The organism is Micromonospora gifhornensis, assembly GCF_016863515.1.
Lineage (GTDB): Bacteria > Actinomycetota > Actinomycetes > Mycobacteriales > Micromonosporaceae > Micromonospora > Micromonospora gifhornensis.
Window position 1 is genome coordinate 18,712 of the sequence record NZ_BOPA01000037.1, and the last position, 21,094, is coordinate 39,805.

Consider the following 21,094-nt stretch of genomic DNA (forward strand, 5'->3'; position numbering starts at 1 on the left):
GCGGCCCGCGCCGGGTCCGGCCGGCGTACCGGCCGGACCGGGGGCGTCAGGCGATGCTGCGGTCGGGGGCGACCGCGGGGAAGATCTCGTCCACCACCGGTTCCACCGGCTCCACGTCGCGACCCGAACCGGCAGCTGCCTCGGCAGCGGTCCGCGCTCCGGTGGCCCGGCGGGCGGACGCGCTGTTGCCCCGGCGGTTGACCGGCACGCACTCACCGGCCGCGGCGAGACCCGTCGCCTCCGGCATGTGGTTGTAGACGGCCTCGTACTCGCCGTTGCGGACCACGTAGGACTCGTGCCAGATGCCGACGACGTTGTTGTCCTTCATCCGCCGGAAGTAGTCCTGAAGGGCCTTGGAGTGCGCCAGTTCGCGGTTGTTGGCGAACCGTTCGAGGTGCTCGATGCTACGGAAGTAGGCGATCATGACCGCGCCCCGGTTGCCCCAGTAGGCGTGCGCGTGCAGGGCGCCGGTCGCCTCCTGATCGGCGAACATGGCCTTCAACACGCCACCCATCGACCAGAAGGTCGGCAGCCAGCGGTTGACCTTGAAGAAGTTGTTGATCCGCATGCCGGTCATGAAGACGGCGAAATCGCCTTCGATCTCGGCTGTCATCCGTGGGCCCACGACTGGCTTCCTACCCATGCCCGGACATCCTTTTCAGCGAAGGGTCGAACACTTCGGAACACTAGCAATGACACTCGCCACCCAACAAGACGCTTCAACATACGCGTAAAGCGTCACTGCGCCGTCCGGCGTCGGCGATCAGGCGTCCGGTCCGAAGTACCGCTGCCGCAGCGTCTCGCCCTTGCGGTAGGCGGTGCGGAACATGCCACGCCGTTGCAGCTCCGGGATCAGCAGATCGCAGATGTCGCCGAGGCCGTCCGAAGGGCTGCACGGGATCAGGTTGAAGCCGTCGACGTCGGCGACCTCAAGCCACTGCTCCATCCGGTCGGCGATCTCCTCAGCCGTGCCGAACAGCGTCATCGGCGCGTCCCGGCGGGCCCGGCGCGGGCGGGACACCAGGTACCGCACGTCGCCGATGGTCCACGACCGCTCCGGGCTCAGCCCGCGCAGGAAGCCCAGGAACGACTGACTGCCCTGGTTCTTCACCTCGTCGACCGGAGTGTCGTCCGGGTACGCGGCCAGATCGATGTCCATCCAGCCGCACCACTTCGCCAGCTGCCCCTCCGGGCTCCACAGCTCGTGGTACTGCGCGGCCTTGCGCTTCGCGTCGGCACGGTCGGCGCCGACCATCACCATGGTGCCCTGGAGTGCGCGCACACTGCGCGGGTCACGCCCCGCCTCGGCCACCCGCTGACGCAGACGCCCCACGGTCTCGGCTCCGCTCTGCGGATCGGCCATGGTCAGGAAGATCACCTCGGCGTGCCGGGCGGCGAACGCCATCCCCCGACCCGACGCGCCCGCCTGGTACAGCACCGGCGTGCGCTGCGGCGACGGCTCGCACTGGTGCGGGCCGCGCACGGTGAACCATTCACCCTGGTGGTCGATGGCACGCACCCGGGACGGGTCGGTGAAGACGTCCCCGGCGACGTCGCGGACCACCGCGCCGTCGTCCCAACTGCGCTCCCAGAGTGCGCGGACCACCTCCATGTACTCGTCGGCCCGGTCGTAGCGCAGGTCGTGGTCCAGATACTCACCGAGCCCGTTGTCGGTGGCCGAGCGCAGGTACGAGGTGACGATGTTCCACCCGATCCGACCCCGGGTGAGGTGGTCGAGCGTGGAGAACAGCCGGGCGCACTCGTACGGCTGGTGGTAGGTGGTGGAGTAGGTGACCGCGAAGCCCAGGTCGGTGGTCGCCATCGCCGCGGCGGCGACGACCGGCACCGGGTCGATCGAGGGGATCTGCACCGCGTGCCGTACCGCCGTCGCCCACGACCCCTGGTACACGTCGTAGGTGCCGTGGATGTCGGCGAAGAACAGGGCGTCGACGCAGGCCGCCTCAAGCCGTCGGGCGATCGCGGCCCAGTAGTCCAACGACCGGTAGCCGGTGCCGGTGGCGTCGCCGGGTGCCCGCCACATGCCGACGAACTGGGGCGACGGCGAGCATTCGGTGAACACGTTCAGATGCATGTCTCCCCCTCCACACCCGGTCGCGTCGCCACCGGCGACGGGTGGCGACGCGACCGGTGCCGTTGGTCAGGACTGGGCCGCGTGATCCAGGCTCAGCCGCTCGATGGCCGCGATCAGGTCGGCCGGCTCCGTCCGCTGCCAGTGGCGCGCGTACGCCGAGGCGAAGCGCAGCACGCCGTCGCGGTCGGCGAGGAACACCCCGGGCATCGTCATGCTGTTGCTGTCATCGCCGTTGATCTGCGAGAAGTCCATGCCGAAGCTGCCCCACACGTCGAGCAGGTCCTGGTTCATCGTGTAGGTCAGGTTGAACCGCGCGGCGTAGGCGTTGCCCCGGTCGCTGAGGATCCGGTACGAGATCTTGTTGCGCCGGATGGCCGCCCGCAGGTTGGGCATGGTGACCGGTGAGACCGCCACCAGCTCCGCGCCGAGCGCCTGGATCTGCGGGTAGACCTCCTCCAACGCCTCCAGCTCGAAGTTGCAGTAGTCGCACCAGATGCCCCGGTAGAAGACGACCGCGAGCGGTCCCCGGGACAGCAGGTCGGCGGAGGAGACGACGTCGCCGTTCTCGTCCGGCAGCTCGAAGGACGGGAACGGATCTCCCACCTTCAGCACCCGGTCCTCGGCACCCGAGGCGGCCAGGGCCTCCGCCTCCCGGTAGATCACCTCAAGGTGGGCCGACGTGATGGGGGGTACCTCACCCGCCTCCTGACGGGCCTTGTACTCCTGCAGCCGTTCGTTGAGGGACATCGCTTTCTCCTTTCCGGCGGCCTGGTCCTGGGTCTCAGGTCCAGCCCACAGGCATCGACTTGATGCCATTGACAAAGTTGGACTCCAGTCGGACGACCGGGCCCGTGGCGGCAAGTCGGGGTAGGTGCGGGGCGATGGCGTCGAGCAACGCGGCCATCTCCATCCGCGCGAGGTGGGCGCCCAGGCAGAAGTGCGGGCCCACCCCGAAGCTGAGATGCGGATTGGGGGCCCGCTCCAGGTCCACCCGGTGGGGGTCGGCGAAGACCGCGGCGTCCCGGTTGGCGGAGACGTAGAACATGACGACCTTGTCGCCCTCGGCGATCCTCGTACCGGCCAGGGTCGTGTCCTGGGTGGCGGTCCGGCGGAACTGCATGATCGGGGTGACCACGCGCAGGAACTCGTCGACGGCGGTGGCGGTGGGCAGCGGGCCGCCCAGCCAGCGGCCACGCAGCTGCTCGTCGTGCAGCAGCAGGTGCAGGGAGTTGGAGATCAGATGGCGGGTGGTCTCGTTGCCGGCGACCACCAGCAGCAGCCAGAACTGGCAGAACTCCCGGTCGGTCAGCCGCCGCCCGTCGACCTCCGCGGTGGCGAGCAGGCTGATCAGGTCGTCGCGGGGGGCGGCCCGTCGCCGTACGGCCACGGCCAGGGCGTACTGGAACGCCTCCGCGAACGTCTGCCGGTAGACCTCGACGTCACCGCCGCCGTACTCCGGGTCGTCGAAGCCGACCAGGTTGTTGCTCCAGCGGTACAGCAGGTGCCGGTCGCCGTGCGGCAGGCCCAGCAGGTCGGCGAGCACCAGCAGGGGCAGTTCCGCCGCCAGGTCGGTGACCGCGTCGAAGCTGTCCCGCTGACGTACCGCCTCGACGAGGTCCTGGGCGTGCCGGACGACGGTGTCGGCGAGCGAGCGTACGGCGCGCGGGGTGAACACCGAGCTGACGATGCGGCGGATCCGTACGTGCTGCGGGGCGTCCATGTTCACCAGCAGCTGGCGCATGAAGTCCAGGTCGGCGGGGGTACGCGGGTCGTGCAGGAACGCCCCGCGCAGCGCGGAGGAGAACACCTGGGGTTGCCGGGACACCTCCATGACCGCGTCGTGGGTCGTCACCGCCCAGAATCCGGAGCCCTGCTGCTGGATCCGGCCGGCCGAGCTGTGCCGCCACAGTGCCGGCTCGGGCACCCACCCGACCGGCTCCTCGCGGCGACGCCGCTCGAACTCGGCGTGCGGTACGCCGAGGGCGTAGGTCGCCGGGTGGGCGATGTCCGCGGTGGGGGTCGTACGCGTCACGGGCATCTGGCTCATCGCTCCCATCGGTCGTCTCCGCAGAGCGTGCGCAACTGGTCGAGGCGGAGCTTGCCGGTCGGCTCGCGTGGGACGGCGCCGACCGTCCGCCAGCAGCGCGGCACCTTGAAGCCAGCCAGGTGCTGGCGGCAGTGGGCGTCAAGCGCCGACCAGGGCAGCTGCCGGCCGCCCGGTTCCCACTCCACGACAGCGGCCACCCGCTCGCCGTACTCCTCGTCGGGCACGCCGAGCACGACGGCGTCGCGTACGTCCGGGTGTTGCAGCAGCACCTGCTCGATCTCGGCCGGGTAGACGTTCACGCCCCCCGAAACGATCATGTTCTGGGCGCGGCCGGTGAGGTACAGGTAGCCGTCGTCGTCGAGGTGACCCACCTCGCCGTAGGTGAAGACGCCGGGCGCGAGGTGCGCGGCGCGGGTCTTCTCGGCGGCGTTGTGGTAGCGGAAACCTCGGCCGGGCCGACGGATGAAGATCCGACCCGGCTGGTACGGGCCGAGTTCACGGCCGTCGTCGTCGACGACGAGGATCTGGTTCGGTGGCACCGGCCGGCCCACGCTGCCCGGGTGGTTGAGCCAGTCGGCCGAGTCGATGAGGGTGACCACTCCCCCCTCCGTGGCCGCGTAGTACTCGACGAGCACCGGGCCCCACCACTCGATCATGCGGCGCTTGACGTCCGGCGGGCACGGGCCGCCGCCGTGCCAGATCCGACGCAGGCTGGCCCCGGAGAATCCGGCCCGGACGGCCGGGTCGAGGCGGAGCAGACGGACGAACTGGGTCGGCACGAGATGGCACTCGGTGATCCGCTCGGCGTCCATCGTGGACAACGTCCCGGCGGGGTCGAAACGCTCCCGTACGACCAGGGTCGCGCCGTTGAGCAGGGGCAGCAGCGCGAAGAACAGTTGCGCGGAGTGGTACCACGGCCCGACCAGCAGCACCCGCCCGTCGGTGGGTACGCCGAGCGTCCCGGTGGCGTACGCCAGCAGGCGGGTGGCCCGGGCCCACGGTGCCCCGGTGACGAACAGGCCGTTGAGCACGCCCTTGGGCCGACCGGTCGTGCCCGACGTGTAGATCATCAGCTGCCCGCACTCCTGCTCGGCGGGGGCGGCGGACGGGTCGGTCGCAGCGAGCAGCGGCTCGACCGCCGCCAGGCCGTACGCGACCTCGTCGCCGGTGACCAGGGCGGTGACCGTGCCCGCCTCGGCCGCCGCCTTGGCACCCACCTCGGCGCGCGGCGGGTCGACGACGAGCAGCCGGGCGTCGGCGTCGGCCAACAGGTAGGCGACCTCCGGCGCGGTGAGGTGCCAGTTCACCGGCACCACGGTGATCCCGGCGTGCAGGCAGGCCAGCAGCGCCTCCAGCGCCTCCCGGCGGTTGCCGAGCATCAGCGCCACCGCGTCGCCGGAGCTGACGCCGGAGCTGGTCAGCAGCGCCCGCCACCGGTTCACCCGCTCCCCCAGGTGCGCCCAGGTGAGCACCCCGCCCTCGTCGGCCAGCGCCGGCGCGTCCGGGGTGGCGGTGATCCGGGCGGCGAGCAGCGCGGGCGGGTCGTGATGAGGCGGCATCGTCAGTCCAGCAGATCCGGGTGGCGGCGCAGGACACCCTCGTACAGCGGCTTGAAGTTGTACCTGCCGATGCCGGGCGAGCCGATCACCTCGCGGGTCCGCTCGGCGTCCTCGTGGTCGATGAGGATCGGCTTGCCGGCCGCCTCGGCGGCGAGTTGCACCTGGCAGGACCGTTCCATGGCGACGAACCACCAGGCCGCCTCCGCCACCGACCCGCCGACGGTCAACAGGCCGTGGTTCTGCAGGATGGCGGCCTTGCCAGCGCCCAGCGCGGTGGCGATCCGCTTGCCCTCCTCGGAGTCGAGCACCACGCCCGTGTAGTCGTCGAAGAGGGAGTGGTCGCCGTAGAAGGCGCAGGCGTCCTGCGTGATCGGGTCGAGCAGCCGACCCAGGGTGGAGAACGCCCGCCCGTACACCGAATGGGTGTGCACGGCGCAGATGACGTCGGGGCGGGCGGCGTGCACCGCCGAGTGGATGACGAAGCCGGCCGGGTTGATCCGGCCCTTGCCGCCCAGCACCTTGCCGTCGGCGTCGACAAGCAGCAGGTCGCTGACCCGTACGTGGCCGAAGTACATGCCGAACGGGTTGATCCAGAAGCAGTCGGGCTGCTCGGGGTCGCGGGCGGTGATGTGCCCACCCGCTCCCTCGTCGTAGCCGAGTTCCGCGAACAGCCGCAGCGTGGCGGCCAACTGCTCCATCCGCTGTCGCCGCAGCGCCGCTGTGTCAGGAGGAAACATCATCCGCATCCACCCGTCGTGTCGGTGTCGTATCCGCCGGCGGCCACGATCGCCTCCGCCCGGTCGGGAAGCCCCACGGGAGCCAGCGCCGGCACCGCGACGGTGGCCGGAACGGTGGCGGCGGCGTCCGGCCGCCACAACTCCAGAAAGCCGTCCAGCCGGTCCAGCCCCCAGAACCGGTGCCGGCCCCATTTCAGGTACGGAATTCCGAAGACGTCGTCGAGGTAGGCGCGTTCGAGGCAGTCCACCCCCTCGGCCCGTAGCTGCGGATCGTCGACCGCACCGAGGATCACGGCCGGGTCCAGGCCGGCCCGCTCGGCGCAACCGGCCACCACCTCGGGGTCGCAGATGTTCTCGCCGCGTTCCCAGCGGGCGGCGACCACCTCGTCGTAGAACAGCTCCGCCCGACCGGCGCGACGGGCCGCCAGCCAGCCCAGGTGCGGCACCTCCCAGTGCGGGTCGATGTCGATCGGCCAGGCCATCGGCACACCCTCGTGCTGCACCAGTCGTTTGGTGTCCATCAGCAGGTAGAGGTGCTTGGCCCGGCTCATCTGCACGTAGTGGAACTCCGCGCCGCGCGCGGCGAGCGCCTCGCCGGTCTGCGCGTCCGGATCCCAGTAGGGGAACCAGTCCAGCTCCGCGAACGCCGTCGGCACCGCGGCGCGCAACCGCCGGATCGTCAACCAGCTGTACGGGCTGCGGAAGGAGAAGAACAGCCGGGGGCGGGTGGGCGCGCGGGTCACGACGGGCTCCCGGTGAGGATCGCGCAGACCTCCGGGTCGAGCCGGGCGAGCTGACCCGCGTCCGGTCCCCGGCTGATCGCATAGCCGTGCAGGATGGTCGCCGACGCCACCTGGATCAGCCGGTCGCCCCGGTGGACCCAGCAGTCCATCCGGCCGCTGAACATCATCTCCCGCAGCACGTCGTCGACCTGGAAGACGGTGTGCACCGTCTCCTCCATGTGGGCCGGTTCGGCCAGGCGGACCCGAGCCCGGGAGACCACCGGGATCCAGGCGCGTTCGCGCAGCATGCGCCCCACGGAGATGCCCCGGTCGGCGAGGAACCGGTCGACGACCTCCTCCAGGGCGCGCACGTAGCCGGAATGCTGCACCCGGTCGGAGAAGTGGCAGTAGAAGTACGGTGCCCGCCAGGACCACAGGAAGGCCCCCGAGCCGGCCGGTGCCAACATGGACGCGGGGTCGGCACCGGCCGGCAGCGCAAGCTCCGAACGCAGGCCGGTCGCCGCGCCGAGTTCGGCGGCCTCCCAGGCGGCGAGGGCGTCCGGGGCGGGCCGGTGCGTCGGCGCGTCGGTCTCCGGGAGCAGGGCGACCGTGACGTGTCCGCGCAGCACCACGACGTCCTGTCCGTCACGGTGCACCGACAGCTGCACCCGCAGCCGCTTCCCGGTGCCGGCGACCACCTCTGCGCGTACCTCGTCGTCGACCTCCAGCACCGCGGGCAGCTGCACCGAGCAGTCGACGATCTCGGTGCCGAGGCCGTACTTGTGGAACAGCTCACGAGCACCGTGGCCCTGGTCGCGCAGCCACTGCAGGACCGCCTCCTCCACCAGGTACATGAAGTGTTTGAACCCGATCCAGGTGCGGATGTTGGCGCCTTCGTAGCGCGGTCGGCTGACCAGGACGCTCGGGACGGGCGTGGGCGGGACGAGGGTGGTCACGTGGCTACTCCTTCGGGATGACCGCTGACGACGGATGCCACGTCGACGAAGGCCCGCAGGCGGGACGCGACATCCTCCGGCTGGCGGGCGTAGCAGAAGTGGTCGTAGCTGTCGCCGACCGACAGCACCGCGTTCGGCATGCCGTCGGCGAGGATCCGCGCGGCGGCCGGGGACAGGGTCGGATCGGAGCCGCCGGCGAGCACCAGCACCCGGGCCGTCACCTGGTCCAGCCGCAGTGATGCGCTGGCGCAGAACTGGTCGAACACGGCCAGGAATCCGGAGGGGCCGACCCGGTCGACCGCCTTGGCGATCATCCGCTCCACCACCTCGGCGTCCATGTTCCGCAACCGCGGGCCGAGGCGGCTGCGCAGCGAGTCGTGGATGTGCTGCTCGAAGGAGCGCCGCGCGCGTTCGAAGACCCGCCAGGTCACGGCGACGTCCGGAGGGCGGTACAGCGGGCAGATCAGGATGACGGTCTCCGGCACCCGCCGGTCGCCGGCGCAGAGCAGTTCGAGCAGGGCGTTGGCACCGAACGAGTGGGCCACGACGAGGTCGGGACGCCGACCCAGCAGGTCGAAGCCGTCGGCGAGCCAGGCGGGCGAGGGGCGACGACGCCACAGGTAGTCGTTACCGGGCCGCCACGGCAGGTCGAGGGCGACCGGGGACCATTCGGGCAGCACGTTGCTCAGCGGCAGCCAACTCTCCCAGGAGTCCTCCAGCCCGTGCACGAAGGCCACGAGCGGGCCGTCCGGCGTGGGTGGGCGCAGCTGGCGTACGGCCGGGATGGTCACGGCCGGTGTGGTCACGGCCGCCTCCCGGGGGTCAGCAGGGCGGTACGCCAACCGTCGTCGTCACCGCCGCAGAGCACCGCGACGCTGTCCGCGCCCTCGGCGACGAGCCGCGCGGCGAGCGCGGTCTGCAGCACTCCCTGGGCGCCGTAGCAGTCGCCCCAGGCCGCAGCGGGGTCCAGGTGGCCGGGACCGACCACGATCCGGGTCGGCGGGGGTACGCGTCGGCTCAGCGTCGGCCCGACCGTCACGGTGGCCAGCGGGGCGGCGGCCCGGGTGACGGGCTCCAGCACCACGCAGGCGGCACCGGCGCGCAGCGGCGGCGCGGTGGGGTCGGCGGCGGGGCCACGGCGTACCGCGACCGCGGTCTCGTCGTCCGGTTCCGCACCGACGACAAGCACCCGGTCGGCCCGGCGGGCCCGCAGCAGCAGGGCACCCAGGGCCAGCGCGTCCAGCCCGGCGGTCTCACCGGAGCAGACCATCAGGTTCGGGCCGCCGAGGCGGAACCACAACGCGATGCTGCTGGCGATGACGTTGCTGGAGGCGTTCGGCGCCGCCATCGGGCTGACTCCCCGGCTGCCCTCCTTGGCAACGGCGCGGGTCACGTCGACCACGGTGGCGACGTTGCCGAGGTTGCTGGCGGCCACGACCGCGGTACGGGGATCGAGGGCGGTGTCGGGGCGTACGCCGTCGGGCAGGCCCAGGGCACGGTGCACGGCACACAGCGCGAGTCGGGTGGCGGGTTCCTTGTACAGCAGCCCTTTGCGGCCGAGCAGGGTGTGCGCGCGGTCGGCCGGGCAGCCGGGCTCCACCGGCGGCAGGTCGGCGACGGCCGCGCCGAAACGTTCGTCGGCGGGCAGGTGGACGCTGTACGAGGTGACGGCCACGGTGGTGACCGGCGGGGCCGGCATGCTGGTCACGGCGCTTCCACCAGGGTCACCGCGTTGACGCCGCCGAAGCCGAAGGCGTTGACCTGGGCCAGGGTGACGTCCCGGTGTGCGCGGGCGTCCCGGACGAAGGCGAGCCCGTCCCCCTCCGGCAGGGGGTTCGCCAGCCCGACGACCGGCGGGACCGTGCCGCTGGCCAGGCAGCGCAGCGCCACGTCGAGGTTGGCCAGCGCGGCGGCACCCGACAGGTGGCCGATGGCGCCCTTGACGGCGGTGACCAGCGGCCCTGCGGGTCGGGGCAGACAGCGTCGCAACGCGGTGCACTCCGTGGGGTCGTTCAGGGCCGTACCGGTGCCGTGGGCCACCACCAGGTCCACCTCGTCCGGGTCGCGTCCGGCCCGCGACCAGGCGTCGTGCATCGCCCGGCTGATGCCGTCCACATCGGGGGCGGTCTCGTGCACGGCGTCGCAGGACAGTCCGGTGGCGAGCAGGCGGCCGACGGCCGGTCCGGTCCAGTCCTCGCCGACCAGGACGAGCGCGGCGGCGCCCTCGCCGAGCAGCACGCCGGTGCGGTCGCGGTCGAAGGGACGGACCTGGGTGGTCGGTTCCGGGGTGACCTTGCCGATCATCGCGAGCATGGAGGCCGTCATCGTGTCGGCCGCGCCGACGACGACCGCGTCGGCTTCGCCGGTCTCGATCAGATCCTGGGCGAGCGCGAGGGCGTGCCCGCCCGCGCTGCACGCGTTGGCGATGGTCACCACTTCGGCCAGGCCGGGCGCGGCGTCCCGGACGGCCGGCCCGAAGTGCAGGCGGGACGGGGCGGTGGCGGCCCCGGTGAAGGCCAACTCCTCCACCGCGGCGAGTTCCCGCAATCCGGTGCCGACGAGCGCCACCACCCGGCTCCGCGTCGGGTCGATTGCGGCCCGGGTCAGTGCCTCCTCGACGCACTCGCGCAGCCAGGTGCCGGCCCGCAGCGCGGCGTCCGGGGCGGGTCGGTCGATCTGGTAGCCGGCCGTCACGTTGAGCTGCCCGGTCAGCGGGTGCCGCAGCGGGCCCACCCCGCTGCGTCCGTCCAGCAACGCGGCGAAGGTGCCCGCGCCGTCACCGAGACACGTACGCAGGCTGCTCGCCGCGATCAGCGTGGCCATGGGCTACCGCCGGACCAGGGCGGCACCAACGCCGCCGTCGGTGCCGTGGGCGGTGAGCAGGATCAGGCCGGAGCGGTCGCCGTCGGCGGGCAGGCGCAGCGCGGCCGCCAGGGCCAGTGCGGGGGTCGCGGCTCCACAGTCCCCCGCCACCCGGCTGAGGACGAACTCGGCCGGTACGTGCCCGTCGAGCGCCCGCAGGGCGGCGGCACGCTGCGGGCGGGTGCCCGCCGTGCTGGTTTCGCTGGTGGCCAGGAGTGTGACGTCGGTCGGTGCGGCACCGGCCACGTGCAGGGCCCGCGCGACGCAGTCGGTGAGGGCCTGCTCCGCCGTACCGTCGGGGCCGTAACCGGTGGTCACGGCGCAGATCGTGGCGCGCCCGGCCGAGTCGGCCCCGCCGCCGATCACGAACACCGCGGCACCCTCGCCGGCCGGGACCTCGCCACCGGCCGGGCCGGACGCGGACGCCCAGGCCCGGTGTGCCGAGAACTCCTCCACCGCGCCGACGAGCATGGTGTCGACGTAGCCGCGACGGATGGCGTTGCCGGCGTACCGCAGCGCGTTGAAGAAGGCCAGCGGCCCGCCGGTGACCGTGGCGTTGATGCCCTTGAGCTTGTGTCGGATGGCGGCCTGGCCGGCCGCGCAGTTCATCACGGTGTTGGGAAACAGCATCGGGTTGACCAGATACGGCTTCTCCTGCACCAGGGTTTCGCGGGTGTAGTCGCTTGTGGATTTCAGGCTGCCCACGGTGGTGCCCAGCACCACGCCGACCCGCGCCCGGTTGGTGTCGTCCACCGTCAGCCCGCTGTCGGTGAGGGCGTCGCCGCAGGCCACCACGGCCAGGGCGGTGGCCCGGTCGTAGAAGCTGGTGCCGCGCCGGCCGAGCCGGGCCCGTACGTCGAAGTCGAGCAGAGCGTGGCCCTCGGGGCGCGGCAGGTCCTCGGTGACGATCCCGCCGACGGATACGCCCGGGTGGCGCTCCCCGGCGAGGGCGGTGGCCCGCTCCGCAAGCGCCTCCGGCCGGTCACCGGCGGCGCTCAGCGCCGCGAGGCCGTTGATTGTCAGTGCGGTCATCGGGCAGCTCCCAGCAGCACGATCGCGTTGTTCCCGCCGAAGGCGAACCCGTTGTTCTGCACCAGCCGGACGGTGGCCGGCCGCGCCTCGTTCGGCACCGGGTCGATGCCGGTCAACTGCGGGTCGGGGTGCGACCAGTTGATGGTGGGTGGCAGGAAGCCCTGTTCGATGGCGAGCGCGGAGGCGATCGCACCGAACCCGCTGGCCGCCCCCATGGTGTGCCCGATCATCGACTTGATCGAGCTGATGGGCGGCGGGTTCGCGCCGAACACCTCAAGCACGGCCTGCGCCTCGACCAGGTCGTTGGCCGGGGTGCCGGTGCCGTGGGCGCAGATGTAGTCGACCTGCTCCGGGGTGACTCCGGCGTTGCGGTGGGCGATGCGGATGCACTCGGCGATGCTGTCCCGGTCCGGGGCCACCGGATGGTTGGCGTCGCAGTTCAGCCCGTAGCCGAGCACCTCCGCGTAGACGTGCGCGCCACGCGCCTCGGCGTGCTCCCACGTCTCCAGCGCCAGCACCGCGCCGCCCTCGCCGGTGATGATGCCGGAGCGGTCCCGGTCGAACGGTGCACAGGCGTGCTCGGTGAGCGCGCCCAGCCGGTAGAACCCGGCGTGCGCCCACCGGCAGACGGAGTCGGCCCCACCGGCGAACACCACGTCCGACTCGCCGGAGACGAGCAGGTCGTAGGCGTACCCGATGGCGTAGTTGCTGGCGGAGCAGGCGGTGGCGAGGGTCAGCGAGTCGCCGCGCAGGCCCAACTCCTCGCTGACCGCGTGCGCCAACCGCCCGGCGGGCAGTTGCTCCACGAGCTGCGGCGGTACCGCGTCGAAGCCCGCCTCGACCAGACGCGCCGTGAGCGCCTCCAGGACGACGGACTCGCCGCTGGTGGTGCCGATCACGGCATGCGCCCGGGTCCGGTCCACCGCGTCGAGGTCCAGTTTGGCGTCCTCCGCGGCGAGCCGTGCGGCGGCGGCCGCGAACTGGCTGGACCGGCCCCACCGATCGGTGGGCAGCCGGTGCAGCCAGGCGGCGGGGTCGAAGTCGCGGACCTCACCGCCGTTGCGGTACGGGAACCCGGACGGGTCGAAGCTGGTGATCTGGGAGATGCCGGAGCGGCCCGCCCGCAGAGCCGCACCGAACGCCGTCACCCCCGTTCCGATGCTCGACACCGGGCCGAGGCCGGTCACGACCACACGCCGCACGGTGTCAGTCCTGCCAGCCGGCGTGCCGGGCGACGGCCTCGTAGGTGGCCTTGAGGTTGCGCAGCTCGGGCAGCTCCGACTGCGGGATCTCCACCTTGAACTCCTTGTCGATGCGGGCCAGGATCTCGATGGCCCGCAGCGAGTCCGCCTGGTACTCCTCGGCGAAGTCCCCGGTGTCGGTCAGCTCGTCGGTCTCGATCTCCAACACCTCGGCGATGATCTCCCGGAGCTGCTCGTACCGCTCGTTTTCACCGGACATGTCGGCCTCCTTGGGCACTGGTGTTAGCGGGGATGGTGCGGTCGACGCCCGCGCCGGTCGGGCCGGCCGCCGGTTCGGCGACTGCGGAGCGAGGGCGGCGGGCGGCCATGAGCGAGCCGACGGTGGCGATGCGCCGCTGGCCGACCCAGCTCTCGCCGGTGGCGAAGGCGGTGTCGGCGACGACCCGTTCCAGGCGTACGACGTGCCGGACGACGTCGCCCGGGTACGCCCGGCCCTCGACTGTGTACTCCCGAGCGCCCACGAACAGCAGCAGGGCGTCATCGGTGAGTCGATCCGACCCGGTGGCGCCGGCCAGCCACAGCAGCGCGGCACTCTGCCCGAAGGACTCGATCAGCAGTGAGGCCGGATAGGCGTAGTCCTCGGCGGTGGCGTCGTCGCCGAGATGGGCGTAGCACGGCTCGGTGGCGGTGATCGCCTTCACCGTCTCGATGACGTCACCGGGTTTCATGCTTGTCACCCGGTCGACGAGCAGCAGCGGGTGGCGCTGGGGCAGGACGGCCCGGATCTCGGCGGCGTTCACGCGTCGGCTCCGGCGTCGAAGACGGCGCGGAGCTGGGCGGTGACCGTGCCGTCGAGGCGCCGAGCGGTGCCGCGTACCGCCCAGCCGGCCGGGGTCGTCGGTCGCACGTCGAGGTCGAGCGTCATCTCGTCGCCGCCGAGCAGCGCCGCGAGGAACCGGACCGAGGTGACCGTACGCAGCCGGGGCGCGCCGGGGACGGCCTGCGCCATCGCCTGGCACAGGGTCTCGACCACGAACACCCCCGGGTAGATCGGCTGACCGGGGAAGTGACCGGCGAGGTTCGGGGACTCGGAGTCGACCACCACCCGGGCGCTTACCGTCCAGCCGTCGTCGACCGCCGCCACCTGGATCAGGTCGACGGCGGGCAGCGGGGCGGCGAAGCCGACCGGGGCAGCGGGACGCCAGAGGGGCGTGGGCGTCGCCGTGGTCACAGGGTCATCCCCCCGTCCACCTGGAACACCTGGCCGGTGACGTAGCCGGCCTGGTCGGAGAGGAGGAAGTCGACGATCGCCGCGACGTCCTCGGGGCGACCGAAGCGGCGCAGGCCGATCATGCCCAGGGCCCGCTCCCGGGCCTTGGCGTCCAGCGCGTCGGTCATGTCGGTCTCGATGAACCCGGGGGCGACCACGTTGACCCGTACGCCGTAGGGGGCCAGCTCCTTGGCCAGCGAACGGCTCAGCCCGATGATGCCCGCCTTGCTGGCCGCGTACGCGGTCTGGCCGACGTTGCCGCGGATGCCGGCGATCGAGGAGAGGTTGACGATGACACCGGCGCGCCGCTTCATGAACCGGAAGGACATGGCCCGGCAGAAGTTCCAGGTGCCACCGAGGTTGATGTCGAGGACCGCCTCCCAGTCGGGGCGGCGGGCCAGCACCAGCGGGCTGTCCCGGGTGATGCCGGCGTTGTTGACCAGCCGGCCGATCGGGCCCAGTCGCCCTTCGGCCTCGGCGATGAACGCGTCCACCGCCGCGTCGTCGGCGACGTCGCAGGGGGCGAAGTAGCTCGGCACCCCGGTCGCGGCGACCGCAGCCTCGGTCTTCTCGGCGGCTTCGCTCGGCCTGCTGTAGCAGCAGGCGACACCGTAGCCCTGCTCGGCGAGCCGGACGGCCACCGCGCGGCCGATGCCTCGTGAGGCGCCGGTCACCAGTGCCAGCGGTCGCTCGCTCACAGACGCCTCCTCTGCCCGTCGCACCCACGCCGGGTGCCCCCGATCGGCGACGGGAACTCGTATCTCGTACTCCTATGTTGAAGCATCTTGCGCCTGACATCAATAGAAGCAGCAGGACACACGCAAAACGCACGCAGATACTATGGGACCCTATGCGCCGTCGGGCTGTGGAGCGGCGTCCCGCAGCACGTCACGGCTGTCCGCGCCGGCCGCCGGGGCACCCCGGCGGATCCGGGTCGGGGTGCGGGAGAACTTCACCGCCGGACCGGTCAGCGGCGCGACGGTGCCGTTGTGCAGCACCGTGGGCTGGAGCATGTCCCGCGCCGACACCTGCGGGTCGGCCGCGACCTCGCTGAACGTGCGTACCCGCTCGGCGACCAGGTGTGCGGCGCGGAACGCCGCCATGACCTCGTCGACCGTACGGCTGCCGCACCACTGCGCCACCAGGCCGTCGACCTCGACCCGGTTCTCGCGGCGCTGGGCGCCCCGCCCGTAGCCGGGCGCCCGGGCCAGCTCCGGACGGCCCAGCGTCTCGGCCAACGCCCGCCAGTGTTTGTCGAGGGCGACGGAGAGATAGACCTCCCCGTCGAGGCAGCGGTAGACGTTCGACGGGACCGCGAAGTCGGTCTGGTTGCCCCACCGGGCCGGCGGCGCGCCGGTCGCGGCAAGCGTCAACAGGCCACAACTGCTGGCCAGCAGGCTGTCGAGCATGGCCACGTCGACGTGCTGACCCTCGCCGGTGCGGTCCCGGTGCGCCAGGGCGGCCAGCGCGCCGACGGCCGCGTGCAGGCCGGCCAGTTCGTCGGCGAGGAAGGTGGGCGCGCGGACCGGGCGTCCCGCCGGGTCGCCGTTGAGTGCCATCCAGCCGCTCGCCGCCTGCACCACCGGGTCGTACGCCGGGCGGTCGATGTCCGGGCCGTACTGCCCCCAGCCGGTGATGGAGACGAACACGATGTCCGGCCGGACCCTGCGGCAGTCGGGGTAGCCGACACCCCACTCGTCGAGGGTGCCGGGCTTGTAGTTCTCCACCACCAGGTCCGCCTCGCGGACCAGCCGCAGGAACGCCTCCCGGCCGTCGGGTTGGCGCAGGTCCAGCCCGACACTGCGCTTGTTGCGGTTCACCGTCTCGCGGAACCAGGACAGGCCCGTGCCGGGAATCTCCGGCGGCACCTCGCCGTCGCGTCCGTAGGGCAACTCGACCCGGATCACGTCCGCACCCATGTCGGCCAGCAGACCGGTGGCCAGCGGGCCGGACCACACCTTCGTCACGTCCAGCACGGTCAGGCCGTGCAGGGGGCCGTCGAGGTCGTCGCGGGCCTCCCGGTAGAACTCTTCGCGCCGCACGTCACACCCGGGCCAGGATCGTCGCGGTGCCCAGCGAGCCCCCGCAGCACATGGTGACAAGCGCGGTCTGCGCGTCCCGGCGTTCCAACTCGTGCAGCGCGGTGACCAGCAGTCGGGTGCCGCTGGAGCCGAGCGGATGGCCCAGCGCGATCGCCCCGCCGTTGACGTTGACCCGCTCCAGGTCGCTGTCGTACTGCTGGGCCCAGTTGAGCACCACCCCCGCGAACGCCTCGTTGACCTCGACCAGGTCGAGGTCGGCAAGTGTCATGCCGGCCCGCTCCAGCGCCCGGCCGGTCGCCACCACCGGCCCGTCGAGCAGGTAGTAGGGGTCGGCTCCGGTGACCACCTGGGCGACCAGCCGCGCCCGGGGCCGCAGTCCCAGCGCCCGGGCTCGGGCGCGGGACATCCACAGGATCGCCGACGCGCCGTCGGAGACCTGGGAGGTGGTGCCGGCGGTGTGCACCCCGTCGGGCACGTTCGGCGCGAGCTTGGCCAGCCCCTCCAGGGTGGTTTCGCGCAGCCCCTCGTCCCGGTCGACCCGGCGACTGCCGGCGTCCTCGCCGTCGCCCGGCGCGTCGATGCCGACCACCTCACGGTCGAAGTGCCCGGCCGCCCAGGCCGCCGCCGCGCGCTGCTGGGAGAGCACCCCGTACGCGTCGACGTCGGCGCGGGTGAGCCCCTGTCGGGTGGCGATCCGCTCGGCACCGCCGAACTGCGCCTTCGGCGGGTCGTCCCACGGATAGTCGGCGGTCTTGTAGTGACCCGGTCCGTTGTAGAGGTTGACGCCGATCGGCACCCGGCTCATCGACTCCACCCCGCAGGCGATGCCCACGTCGATCGCGCCACTGCCGATCAGCGCGGCGACCAGGTGGTTGGCCTGCTGGGCCGAGCCGCAGGAGACGTCCACGGTCGTGCACCCGACCGCAGGATCCCAGCCGGTGCTCAGCCACGCGTTGCGGGTGACGTTCAGACTCTGCTCGCCCGCCTGGGTGACGCAGCCGCCCACCACCTGCTCCACCACGTCGGGCGTGACGCCTGCGGCGTCGATGACCGCGGCCAGCACGTGCCGGAGCAGCTCGACACCCTTCAGCCCGGCCAGCGCGCCGCCGCGCTTGCCGATGGGGGTACGGACCGCCGCGACGACTACCGGTTCGCGGTCCTGCGCCGTCACTGGTCCTCCAGCGTGATGGCGAGCTTCGGACAGGCGGTGGCGGCCTGCGTCACCTCGTCCCACAGCTCCTGCGGCGGGTTCTCCTGGAGCACGTAGAGGTAGTCGTCGTCGCGTACCTCGAAGACCGTCGGCGCGGCGAGCGCGCAGAGGCCGTTGCTGTCACAGCTGTCAAAGTCCACACGTACCCGCATCGTGGCCGTCCTCTCTCGGTCCCGCACTCGTGTTCCACGGTAGTGGAGTACTCGTATCTCGGAAATACAAGCATCGTCTTTGCACAGACCCTTGTGTGTCTTCTGGAGCGTCGATACGGTGCGTACGGATACCCATGGCCGGCTCCGCCGGTGATCGGCGTACGGGAGGCCCCGTGGCTGTTCGTGAAGGCTTCACCCCCTGGCCGGCGGAGTTCGCCGCCCGATACCGCGAGGCCGGTTACTGGCGCGGTGAGGTGCTCGGTGACCTGCTCCGCCCCTGGGCCGACTGGGCCGACGAGGCTCGTGACCCGGGGCGTACCGCCGTGGTCACCCGCCAGGGCCGGCACACCTACGGCGAACTCGACGCCCGCGCCGACGAGTTGGCCGCGGGCCTGTTCGAGCTGGGCGTACGCCCCGGCGACGGGGTGGTCGTGCAGCTGCCCAACACCGTCGAGTTCCTGGTCACCTGCGTGGCGCTGTTCCGCCTGGGCGCGCTGCCGGTGCTGGCCCTGCCGGCCCACCGTCGGGCCGAGCTGACCTACCTGACCCAGTACGTCGGAGCCGTCGCCCTGGTGACCAGCGACCGGACGCCCGGCGTGGACCACCGCACGGTGGCGCAGGAGGTACGCGACGCCTGCCCCACCCTGCAACACGTACTTGTGGTCGGCGATCCCGGGCCGTTCCTGGCCTGGTCGCAGGTGCGCGCCCCGGCCCGGGAGCTGCCCCGCCCCGACCCGCAGGACGTGGCGTTCTTCCTGCTCTCCGGCGGTACGACCGGGTTGCCGAAGCTGATCCCCCGGACCCACGACGACTACGCCTTCCAGCTGCGCGCCACCGCCGAGGCGATGTCGTTCGACCACCGGCACGCCTACCTCGCCGCGGTACCTGTCGCACACAACGCCGCCCTCGGCTGCCCCGGCGTGCTCGGCGCGCTGCGCGTCGGCGGCCGGGCGGTGCTGGCCGCCAGCCCCAGCCCGGACGAGGTCTTCCCGCTGATCACCCAGGAGCGGGTCACCCTCACCACGGTCATGCCGGCCGTGCTGTCGCTGTGGGTCGAGACCGCCGACATGTTCGACGTGAACCTGTCCGATCTGGTCATCGAGGTCGGCGGGGCGGTGCTGCAACCCGACCTGGCCCGCGCGGTCCGTCCGGCCCTGGGTGCCACGCTCACCCACTGGTTCGGCATGGCCGAGGGGATGCTCTGCTTCACCCGCCCCGGCGACGGCGACGAGGCCGCGGCCACCACCCAGGGCACGCCGATGTGTGCCGACGACGAACTGCTCATCGTCGACGAGGCCGGCGAGCCCGTCACGCCCGGTGAGGTCGGCGAGTTGCTGGCCCGCGGGCCGTGTGTGCTGCGCGGCTACTACGCCGTACCCGAGCACAACCGGACGGTCTTCACCCCCGACGGCTTCCTGCGCACCGGCGACCTGGCCCGGTTCGACGCCGAGGGTCGCCTGGTCATCTCCGGGCGGATCAAGGACGTCATCAACCGGGGTGGCGAGAAGGTGATGGCCGACGAGGTCGAGGGGCACCTGCTGGCCCACGAGCGGGTCCGGGCGGCGGCGGTCGTCCCGTTCCCCGACCGGCGGCTCGGCGAGAAGACCTGCGCGGTCATCGTCGCCGACGACCCGGCGCCCAGCCTGGTGGAGCTACGCAAGCTGCTGCGGGACCGGGGCCTGGCCGACTACAAGCTGCCGGACCGGTTGGAGGTCGTCGAGGCGTTGCCGCTGACGAACGTCGGCAAGGTCGACAAGCGGGCCCTGGCCGCGGCCGTCCTCGGCGACCTGACCACCGCCGCCAGCCGGTAGCGGCAGCACGCCATGACGGCCTCCCTCGACGCGCCCGGGCGACCGGCGAGCCTGTGGCTGGACACGCTGCCCGCGTCCCTGCGGACGCGGCGACCGGCGCTGTCCGGCGACACCCGGGCCGACGTGGTGGTGATCGGCGCCGGCTTCACCGGCCTGTGGACCGCCTACTACCTGACCGAACTGGCGCCACAGACCTCCGTGCTGGTCATCGAGGCGGAGCACGTAGCGTACGGGGCCAGTGGCCGCAACGGTGGTTGGTGCACCACGGAGATGCCCGCCCTGCTGGCCAACCTGGTGCAGCGCTACGGCCCGATGGACGCGATGCGTTTCTTCCGGGCGGGCCAACGCACGCTCGACGAGATCGAACGGGTCCTCGCCGCCGAGGACATCGACTGCGGGTGGCGGCGCGACGGGTCGCTCTACGTCGCCCGTACCCCGCCGCAGGTCGCCCGACTGCGGGCCTGGCAGGACATGCGCCTCAAGCTCGGCATCACCGACATGACGCTGCTGTCGGCCGCCGAGACCAGCGAGCGGGTCGGCATCGCCGGTGCGCTGCTGAGCGGATTCACCCCGCAGTGCGCCGCGGTGCAGCCCGCGGCCATCGCCGCCGGGCTGGCGCAGGCGGTGGAGCGGCGCGGGGTGACAGTGGTCGAGGGCACCCGGGCGATCGAGTTGCGACCCGGCGTGGTGGTCACCGACCGGGGCACGATCCGCGCCCGCAGCGTGCTGTGCACCACCGAGGCGTACACGGCCGGTCTGCCCGGGCACGCCCGCCGGGTGTTGCCGGTGATCTCCCGGGCGCTGGCCACCGAACCGTTGCCGGAACAGCTGTGGCGCGAGGTCGGTTGGCGGGACCGGGTCACCGTCGCCGACTCCCGCCACCAGTTCGCCTACTTCCAGCGCACCGCCGACGACCGGCTGCTGGTGGGCGGTCGCGGTTCAGGATACCGCACCGGGTCCCGACCGCAGGCGGCCGACCGCTCCGGCGAACGGGTCTACGCCCGGCTGCGCGAGTCCCTGGCCGAGAGCTTCCCCGCCCTGGCCGACGCGCCCGTGAGTCACCGCTGGAGCGGGGCGTACGGGATGCACCGCGACGGCGAGCCGGGCGTGGTGTACGACCGCGACAGCGGCCTGGGTCATGCCGGCGGCTACGGCGGCGAGGGCATCGCGCTGAGCAACCTCGCCGGTCGCACGCTGGCCGCGCTGGTGACCGGGGTGAAGCGGCCGGAGACCCGGCTGTTCTGGACCGGGCACCTGTCGCGCCGCTGGGAGCCGGAACCGCTGCGGACCATCGGCGTACGCGGGGTCAGCGCGCTGGCCACCGCCGCGGACCGGTACGAGGACCGGTTCCGGCGTACGGCGCCCCTGGCCGGCGCCGTCATGCGAACCGTCCTGTGACC

At 72.3% G+C, this 21,094-nt stretch carries 22 protein-coding genes; 2 read left to right on the forward strand and 20 right to left on the reverse strand.

Annotated features, from left to right (window positions below; genetic code table 11):
* Positions 1 to 46 precede the first annotated feature (46 nt).
* The 20 genes from Vgi01_RS24160 to Vgi01_RS24255 all read right to left on the reverse strand — a co-directional run bounded on the left by Vgi01_RS24160 (position 47) and on the right by Vgi01_RS24255 (position 17,883).
* Positions 47 to 643, reverse strand: a complete 597-nt coding sequence (locus tag Vgi01_RS24160) for a monooxygenase family protein (RefSeq protein ID WP_233196661.1) — start codon at positions 641 to 643, stop codon at positions 47 to 49.
* Positions 644 to 763: 120 nt separating this feature from the next.
* Positions 764 to 2,092: an LLM class flavin-dependent oxidoreductase gene (locus tag Vgi01_RS24165; RefSeq protein ID WP_204292544.1), complete on the reverse strand. Its 1,329-nt coding sequence runs from the start codon at positions 2,090 to 2,092 to the stop codon at positions 764 to 766.
* A 66-nt stretch (positions 2,093 to 2,158) separates the two neighbouring features.
* Positions 2,159 to 2,839 (reverse strand): peroxiredoxin-like family protein, encoded by a 681-nt coding sequence (locus Vgi01_RS24170; RefSeq protein ID WP_102656836.1) that lies wholly within the window; start codon positions 2,837 to 2,839, stop codon positions 2,159 to 2,161.
* A 34-nt stretch (positions 2,840 to 2,873) separates the two neighbouring features.
* Positions 2,874 to 4,139: a cytochrome P450 gene (locus tag Vgi01_RS24175; RefSeq protein WP_102656835.1), complete on the reverse strand. Its 1,266-nt coding sequence runs from the start codon at positions 4,137 to 4,139 to the stop codon at positions 2,874 to 2,876.
* Entirely contained in the window at positions 4,136 to 5,698 is a 1,563-nt protein-coding gene (locus Vgi01_RS24180; protein WP_204292545.1) for an AMP-binding protein, read from the reverse strand. The genes Vgi01_RS24175 and Vgi01_RS24180 overlap by 4 nt, the downstream gene beginning before the upstream one ends.
* Before the next feature lie 2 nt (positions 5,699 to 5,700).
* Positions 5,701 to 6,438 (reverse strand): class II aldolase/adducin family protein, encoded by a 738-nt coding sequence (locus Vgi01_RS24185; protein WP_102656866.1) that lies wholly within the window; start codon positions 6,436 to 6,438, stop codon positions 5,701 to 5,703.
* Positions 6,435 to 7,178 carry a 2-hydroxychromene-2-carboxylate isomerase gene (locus Vgi01_RS24190; protein WP_204292546.1) on the reverse strand — a complete coding sequence of 248 codons (744 nt, stop codon included), beginning with the start codon at positions 7,176 to 7,178 and terminating at the stop codon, positions 6,435 to 6,437. The genes Vgi01_RS24185 and Vgi01_RS24190 overlap by 4 nt, the downstream gene beginning before the upstream one ends.
* Positions 7,175 to 8,113 (reverse strand): thioesterase family protein, encoded by a 939-nt coding sequence (locus tag Vgi01_RS24195; protein WP_102656833.1) that lies wholly within the window; start codon positions 8,111 to 8,113, stop codon positions 7,175 to 7,177. The genes Vgi01_RS24190 and Vgi01_RS24195 overlap by 4 nt, the downstream gene beginning before the upstream one ends.
* Positions 8,110 to 8,919 carry an alpha/beta fold hydrolase gene (locus Vgi01_RS24200; RefSeq protein ID WP_204292547.1) on the reverse strand — a complete coding sequence of 270 codons (810 nt, stop codon included), beginning with the start codon at positions 8,917 to 8,919 and terminating at the stop codon, positions 8,110 to 8,112. The genes Vgi01_RS24195 and Vgi01_RS24200 overlap by 4 nt, the downstream gene beginning before the upstream one ends.
* On the reverse strand, positions 8,916 to 9,812 hold the full coding sequence (locus tag Vgi01_RS24205) for a beta-ketoacyl synthase N-terminal-like domain-containing protein (protein ID WP_239089135.1): 897 nt from the start codon (positions 9,810 to 9,812) through the stop codon (positions 8,916 to 8,918). Before Vgi01_RS24205 ends, Vgi01_RS24200 begins: the two co-directional genes overlap by 4 nt.
* 5 nt (positions 9,813 to 9,817) lie before the next feature.
* Positions 9,818 to 10,936: a beta-ketoacyl synthase N-terminal-like domain-containing protein gene (locus Vgi01_RS24210; protein ID WP_204292549.1), complete on the reverse strand. Its 1,119-nt coding sequence runs from the start codon at positions 10,934 to 10,936 to the stop codon at positions 9,818 to 9,820.
* A 3-nt stretch (positions 10,937 to 10,939) separates the two neighbouring features.
* Positions 10,940 to 12,007 carry a beta-ketoacyl synthase N-terminal-like domain-containing protein gene (locus Vgi01_RS24215; RefSeq protein ID WP_204292551.1) on the reverse strand — a complete coding sequence of 356 codons (1,068 nt, stop codon included), beginning with the start codon at positions 12,005 to 12,007 and terminating at the stop codon, positions 10,940 to 10,942.
* Positions 12,004 to 13,209, reverse strand: coding sequence for a beta-ketoacyl-[acyl-carrier-protein] synthase family protein (locus Vgi01_RS24220; RefSeq protein WP_013731229.1), 1,206 nt, complete (start codon positions 13,207 to 13,209; stop codon positions 12,004 to 12,006). The genes Vgi01_RS24215 and Vgi01_RS24220 overlap by 4 nt, the downstream gene beginning before the upstream one ends.
* Before the next feature lie 4 nt (positions 13,210 to 13,213).
* Positions 13,214 to 13,468, reverse strand: a complete 255-nt coding sequence (locus Vgi01_RS24225; protein WP_013731228.1) for an acyl carrier protein — start codon at positions 13,466 to 13,468, stop codon at positions 13,214 to 13,216.
* A complete protein-coding gene (locus Vgi01_RS24230) occupies positions 13,458 to 14,009 on the reverse strand; it encodes a 3-hydroxyacyl-ACP dehydratase FabZ family protein (RefSeq protein WP_102656828.1) in 552 nt (183 codons plus the stop codon). The genes Vgi01_RS24225 and Vgi01_RS24230 overlap by 11 nt, the downstream gene beginning before the upstream one ends.
* On the reverse strand, positions 14,006 to 14,440 hold the full coding sequence (locus Vgi01_RS24235) for an ApeI family dehydratase (RefSeq protein WP_102656827.1): 435 nt from the start codon (positions 14,438 to 14,440) through the stop codon (positions 14,006 to 14,008). Before Vgi01_RS24235 ends, Vgi01_RS24230 begins: the two co-directional genes overlap by 4 nt.
* On the reverse strand, positions 14,437 to 15,177 hold the full coding sequence (gene fabG / locus Vgi01_RS24240; protein ID WP_204292552.1) for a 3-oxoacyl-ACP reductase FabG: 741 nt from the start codon (positions 15,175 to 15,177) through the stop codon (positions 14,437 to 14,439). The genes Vgi01_RS24235 and fabG overlap by 4 nt, the downstream gene beginning before the upstream one ends.
* A 150-nt stretch (positions 15,178 to 15,327) precedes the next feature.
* On the reverse strand, positions 15,328 to 16,521 hold the full coding sequence (locus Vgi01_RS24245; protein WP_204292553.1) for a CaiB/BaiF CoA transferase family protein: 1,194 nt from the start codon (positions 16,519 to 16,521) through the stop codon (positions 15,328 to 15,330).
* Between the two features lies 1 nt (position 16,522).
* Positions 16,523 to 17,692 carry a steroid 3-ketoacyl-CoA thiolase gene (locus Vgi01_RS24250; protein WP_204292554.1) on the reverse strand — a complete coding sequence of 390 codons (1,170 nt, stop codon included), beginning with the start codon at positions 17,690 to 17,692 and terminating at the stop codon, positions 16,523 to 16,525.
* Entirely contained in the window at positions 17,689 to 17,883 is a 195-nt protein-coding gene (locus tag Vgi01_RS24255) for a ferredoxin (RefSeq protein ID WP_013731222.1), read from the reverse strand. The genes Vgi01_RS24250 and Vgi01_RS24255 overlap by 4 nt, the downstream gene beginning before the upstream one ends.
* A gap of 134 nt (positions 17,884 to 18,017) precedes the next feature.
* On the opposite strand from Vgi01_RS24255, the gene Vgi01_RS24260 reads away from it, so the two are divergent.
* Both Vgi01_RS24260 and Vgi01_RS24265 read left to right on the forward strand, forming a co-directional pair.
* Positions 18,018 to 19,694 (forward strand): (2,3-dihydroxybenzoyl)adenylate synthase, encoded by a 1,677-nt coding sequence (locus tag Vgi01_RS24260; RefSeq protein ID WP_239089133.1) that lies wholly within the window; start codon positions 18,018 to 18,020, stop codon positions 19,692 to 19,694.
* Between the two features lie 12 nt (positions 19,695 to 19,706).
* On the forward strand, positions 19,707 to 21,092 hold the full coding sequence (locus Vgi01_RS24265; RefSeq protein ID WP_204292556.1) for an NAD(P)/FAD-dependent oxidoreductase: 1,386 nt from the start codon (positions 19,707 to 19,709) through the stop codon (positions 21,090 to 21,092).
* The last annotated feature ends 2 nt before the right edge of the window (positions 21,093 to 21,094 follow it).

Excerpts from the sequence above, each read along its gene's own strand:
- Vgi01_RS24210 (WP_204292549.1), bottom strand. The coding sequence starts at position 10,936 with ATGGCCACGCTGATCGCGGCGAGCAGCCTGCGTACGTGTCTCGGTGAC.
- Vgi01_RS24215 (WP_204292551.1), bottom strand. The coding sequence starts at position 12,007 with ATGACCGCACTGACAATCAACGGCCTCGCGGCGCTGAGCGCCGCCGGT.
- Vgi01_RS24170 (WP_102656836.1), bottom strand. The coding sequence starts at position 2,839 with ATGTCCCTCAACGAACGGCTGCAGGAGTACAAGGCCCGTCAGGAGGCG.
- Vgi01_RS24165 (WP_204292544.1), bottom strand. The coding sequence starts at position 2,092 with ATGCATCTGAACGTGTTCACCGAATGCTCGCCGTCGCCCCAGTTCGTC.
- Vgi01_RS24185 (WP_102656866.1), bottom strand. The coding sequence starts at position 6,438 with ATGATGTTTCCTCCTGACACAGCGGCGCTGCGGCGACAGCGGATGGAG.
- Vgi01_RS24265 (WP_204292556.1), top strand. The coding sequence starts at position 19,707 with ATGACGGCCTCCCTCGACGCGCCCGGGCGACCGGCGAGCCTGTGGCTG.
- Vgi01_RS24260 (WP_239089133.1), top strand. The coding sequence starts at position 18,018 with ATGGCCGGCTCCGCCGGTGATCGGCGTACGGGAGGCCCCGTGGCTGTT.
- Vgi01_RS24175 (WP_102656835.1), bottom strand. The coding sequence starts at position 4,139 with ATGAGCCAGATGCCCGTGACGCGTACGACCCCCACCGCGGACATCGCC.
- Vgi01_RS24225 (WP_013731228.1), bottom strand. The coding sequence starts at position 13,468 with ATGTCCGGTGAAAACGAGCGGTACGAGCAGCTCCGGGAGATCATCGCC.
- Vgi01_RS24180 (WP_204292545.1), bottom strand. The coding sequence starts at position 5,698 with ATGCCGCCTCATCACGACCCGCCCGCGCTGCTCGCCGCCCGGATCACC.
- Vgi01_RS24160 (WP_233196661.1), bottom strand. The coding sequence starts at position 643 with ATGGGTAGGAAGCCAGTCGTGGGCCCACGGATGACAGCCGAGATCGAA.
- Vgi01_RS24255 (WP_013731222.1), bottom strand. The coding sequence starts at position 17,883 with ATGCGGGTACGTGTGGACTTTGACAGCTGTGACAGCAACGGCCTCTGC.
- Vgi01_RS24205 (WP_239089135.1), bottom strand. The coding sequence starts at position 9,812 with ATGCCGGCCCCGCCGGTCACCACCGTGGCCGTCACCTCGTACAGCGTC.